This is a genomic window from Cellulomonas sp. ACRRI (assembly GCF_022346185.1).
In the GTDB taxonomy this organism is placed as follows: Bacteria; Actinomycetota; Actinomycetes; order Actinomycetales; family Cellulomonadaceae; genus Cellulomonas.
Genome location: NZ_JAKRMS010000251.1, coordinates 1 through 1,655, shown reverse-complemented (window position 1 = coordinate 1,655; position 1,655 = coordinate 1). Strand labels below are relative to the sequence as shown.

The following is a 1,655-nucleotide window of genomic DNA, read 5'->3' as shown; positions in this document are numbered from 1 at the left end:
GGCGCGGGGGCGGCGCGGGGCCGCGGCGGCGCGTCGGTGCAGGTTACGGTGGCCGGGTGCCTGCAGCCGGACCCGCCGCCGCCCGTCCCGACCGCGGCGCGGGGACGCCCCGCCCGCCCGCGCCACGCTCCGTCGTGGTGGTCGGCGCCGGCATCGCGGGGGCCCGCACGGTCCTGGAGCTGCGGGCCCAGGGCTTCGACGGCCGGGTGACGCTGCTCGGCGCGGAGGGCGTCGCCCCGTACGACCGGCCACCGCTGTCGAAGCACCTGCTCGACCGCCCGGCACCCGCGTGGCTGTCCGACGAGCTCGGCGCCGACGCGCTCGCCGCCGCCGACGACGTGCGGCTCGGCAGCCCGGCCGCGGGCCTCGCGGTGGACGACGGGGGCGTGCGGGTCGGCACCGCGGACGGCGAGGTCGCCGCGGACGCGGTGGTCGTCGCGACCGGGTCCGCCGCGGTCCGGCCGGCCGCGTGGGAGGGCGCGCTGACGCTGCACACCGCGGCGGACGCCGAGCGGCTGCGGGCTGCGCTCGGGTTCCCGCACGGGCTCGCGCCCGGCGACGGGCCGGCGGGCGACGCCCCCGCTCCCCGCCGGCTGGTCGTCGTCGGCGCGGGCTGGGTCGGCGCCGAGGTGGCGACGGTCGCGGCGGCGGCCGGCGTGGACGTCACCGTGGTCGAGGCGCGCCGGGCCCCGCTGATGACGGCGCTCGGCGCGGAGGTCGGCGCGCTCACCGCCCCGTGGTTCGCCCGGGCCGGCGTGCGGCTCCGCACCGGCGTGCGGGTCGCGGCGGTCGAGCCCGGCGCCGTGCGGCTCGGCGACGGCGCGGTGCTGCCGGCGGACGCGGTGCTCGCCGCCGTCGGCGCCCGGCCCGCGACGGGCTGGCTGGCCGGCGCGCTGCCGCTGGCGCCGGACGGGTCGGTGCTCGTGGACGAGCACCACGCCCCGGTCGGCGGCTCGTGGCGGGTGCGGGTCGTCGGCGACGCGGCCCGGCGCCGGTCGGCGCGGCACGGCTGGGTGCCGGGCGGGCACTGGGACGCCGCGCTGCGCGGCCCGGCGGTGGCGGTGGCGGGGCTGCTCGGCCGCGAGGCGGTCGAGTCCGACCTCGCGCCGTACGTGTTCTCGACGCAGCTCGGGCACGAGCTCGCCCTCTACGGCCTGCCCGGGGAGGACGACGAGGTCGCGCTGCGCGGCGACCCGGCCGGCGACGACGGCTGGACGGCGCTGTGGTTCGCCCCGGGCGGCGGTGCGGCCGGCACGCTGACGGCGGTGTTCGCGGTCGACCGGCCGCGCGACGTCGGCGGGGCGCGGCGGCTGCTCGCGGGCGCGGCGCTGCCGGTGCTGGACCGGGCGCGAGCGACCGACCCGGCGATCGCGCTGCCGAAGGCCCTCGCCGGCTGAGGACGACCGCGGTCAGCCGACCCGGTCCCGCGCGAGCCCCTCGGGCGCCGCCGACCCGGCACCGGTGTCCCGCGCGTCCGCGAGCCCGGCCCCGGTGAGCGCGTACGAGAGCCCCCGGTGCCCCCTGCTCCACGGGACCGACAGCACCCAGACCGCCACGAGCACCGGCTGCGCGAACGCCGCGACGGCACCGGCGACGTCCACCACGTCCCGCACCACCCCGGGTCCCGACGCACCGCCCGGCCACGCCCCCGGCAG

The 1,655-nt window shown here is 82.4% G+C and carries 2 protein-coding genes; one reads left to right on the top strand and one right to left on the bottom strand.

The window, feature by feature from the left end:
* The first annotated feature begins 56 nt into the window (after nt 1-56).
* Nucleotides 57-1,397 carry an FAD-dependent oxidoreductase gene (locus MHY85_RS20965; RefSeq protein WP_239200388.1) on the top strand — a complete coding sequence of 447 codons (1,341 nt, stop codon included), beginning with the start codon at nt 57-59 and terminating at the stop codon, nt 1,395-1,397.
* 12 nt (nt 1,398-1,409) lie between these two features.
* Here MHY85_RS20965 and MHY85_RS20960 read toward each other — a convergent pair.
* Nucleotides 1,410-1,655 (bottom strand): hypothetical protein (locus MHY85_RS20960; RefSeq protein WP_239200386.1); only part of this gene is annotated, 246 nt, incomplete at its 5' end.